The organism is Yersinia sp. Marseille-Q3913 (genome assembly GCF_963892745.1).
In the GTDB taxonomy this organism is placed as follows: Bacteria; Pseudomonadota; Gammaproteobacteria; order Enterobacterales; family Enterobacteriaceae; genus Yersinia; species Yersinia bercovieri.
In genome coordinates this window covers 1-2,632 of record NZ_CAWQAF010000053.1, presented here as the reverse complement: position 1 = coordinate 2,632, position 2,632 = coordinate 1, and the positions used below count along the sequence as shown (strand labels likewise).

Here is a 2,632-nt window from a genome sequence, read left to right as displayed (position 1 = left end):
CATCAGCCAATATTGAGAGCAGTAATTAAAGCAATAAATCATGTCATTAATCAATATAAATGATAATTATTATCAAAAAATAGAGTCGCATTATCTCAAGATTAATAGGGCAGGGTTATTCGTTTCAAGATAAAAATTTAGCTTAATTATAGGTCAGGTATTCCGTGTCGTATTTATTGAAGCCGAATAAAGTAGAAGATATATAATTGGTGGATATTGATTCTTATAAATTTATCTATTTTTTGTCATATAGTTAACGTCAGCATACAATGCTAAGTAATTTTAATTTGATAAGTCACTATTGTAACTGTAAGTTATTTTACTACATATATGATATTTTTTAATACAAATACAAATACAAATACAAATACAAGGAGAGTTATTATGCCGAATAAAAAACTGGCTGCAATTGATTATTTACAAAGCGGTTTTTTCTTTAGAGTTAATGAGTTATCCCGTGGGGTATATATAATAATTATCGACAATAAAGAGAAAGCTAAGATTCTCATACCGGAAATTCCCAAGTTAGGATCTGCTGCGCAGAAGGATGTTTTCATTAATCTAAACACATTCTTAAGCTCAAATTTTGATGAGAGCAACATTCCATCTTCAATTATATTAGAAAATGATATAATCACGGGGAATGGGAAGGTGTTAGCCACAAAAGAAAATGGTGAGTGGATTGGTAACAAATCTGCAATAGAGCTTATTAAGGGTCCGCAGTATTTCTATGACTTCTACACTAGAAATATCACCGAAATGAATGAGGGAATGAATAGTAATAAAACCTATGGTATTAGACTGACACAGATGCCGATGACTTCCCCTTACAGAATCAATAGTGATTTAATTAATAAATATATAAATATAGATCTATCTTCATATGATGGTAGTAATGATGAAAAACAAAAACTTATCCAGCAGCATATAAAAGTAGTAAAAAATGCCATTTCTAACAGTTTCTTTAGCCTGGAAGAAATGCCGCAAAGAATAGTTATAAAAAATAACCCATCAGATTCTACAATACCATATGTAGTTAATGAGGATAGAGATATTTATCTTAGTAAAAAACCGAATGGAAATTATGTATTCGAAAAAATTGACTTTGCTAAGCATGTAGATTCGTTAAGTAAAGAGTATCAAAGGTTATCTCTCATAGAAAGTAAAGATGTCAAACTGAATAATGAGTTTGAATCGGTAAAGCGATTATATAACTTAATGTCTGAGTATAAAAAACAGTCAGCTGATGTACCAGAAGCTACGGTGAGCCGGAAGCGGACTGATTATCCCTTAGATTATATGGCAAATAATTTGGAACATGATTTGTTAAGGGGGGTTAAGAACAAAGTTATTAATAAATTATTAAATGATCTTAATTTCTATAAAGAAAAAATAATCAATGCAAAACATGTTACTGATGAGAGTTTTAAATATGATGCTAAAGAATCTTATCAGAAGTCAGGAGTAGATGGTAAAGATGACTTAAGCTTATTTGAATTTGAGAGAAAACTGAGTGTAACAAAATCAGTTATTGATCAAGTGAAAGCAGATCCGAAGATGATTGATAAGTTAATTAAGAGTCATAGGAACGAGCTGGCTCCTTTTTTTTCCAAGAGTAATGATAGAATATACAAATCTCTTATACGTAAGACTGCAACAGATAGAGAGTTTAATAGCGGGTTTGATGTGTATATTGATAAGGTTAAAAAGGATTTTGATCTATCATTTAAGAGGAATTGGGTTAAAGATGTTTATAATAATGAAGGAAAATTTAGTAGTAGATTAGTCGCTAAATTAACTGAGGTATATCCTATAATATATAAGCCTGTTACTGATTGGTCTTTGCCAACAGAAACAGTGAATATAAATGAATATGCTACGGTGACAAAATCAAATTACGACTTTCAGATTATTTTTCAATTAAGAGACGATAAGCTGGTGGCAGATTCTGCCGTCAAGTTGGCAGGAAAACACCATCAGGGTGCAACTTCTGTCATTGTACAACTTAGTGGTGATGGCTCGTATCACACTTTAGGTGTGGACCCTGCTACTGGAAATTTTAAATTACTGGAGGAACATGCAGTCATTGATCTGCTTAAAAAGCGGGTCAATAGTGGGAAAGCGAAATTACGTTGGCAATTGGTAGGGCATGGTAATGGGACAGAGGATAAGCAATCAACAACGTTAGCCGGCCAACAACCTGGTAAGCTGGCTAAGAATCTGAGTAAAGTTTATCGCGATTTGCAACAGCATCAGGTGGATATTAAGCCACAACAAATTAGCCTGGTGGGTTGTAATTTGGCTGGCTTAGCAGATGCACCGTCGAGTTTTGCTTATCAGTTTACCGAGGCGATGAAGGATAATGGAATAAAGTCAACAGTCTCTGCGACAACGAAAGCTATAACTGTTGACAAGGAAGGGCATAAATCGGTAGTGACTGTGAAAAAAAATAATTCTTTGGTAATTAAAAATGCAAAGATTAGCTTTAAATGGAATGAACAAGGGAAAGTCGAATACCAATATAATGACAAGAAAAAATTTGAGCATCATAAAGAGATTAATCAAGTAAATTCATTAAGCGATTCTAATTTAAGTAAGCCACAACCAGAATCATCGCCATCAATAACTAAAA

1 protein-coding gene is annotated in these 2,632 nt (G+C 32.8%); it reads left to right on the top strand.

Annotated elements, in window-relative coordinates:
* Window positions 1-384: 384 nt before the first annotated feature.
* Window positions 385-2,632: C80 family cysteine peptidase (locus AACW11_RS16235; protein WP_249192968.1), on the top strand; the 2,248-nt coding region annotated here is incomplete at its 3' end.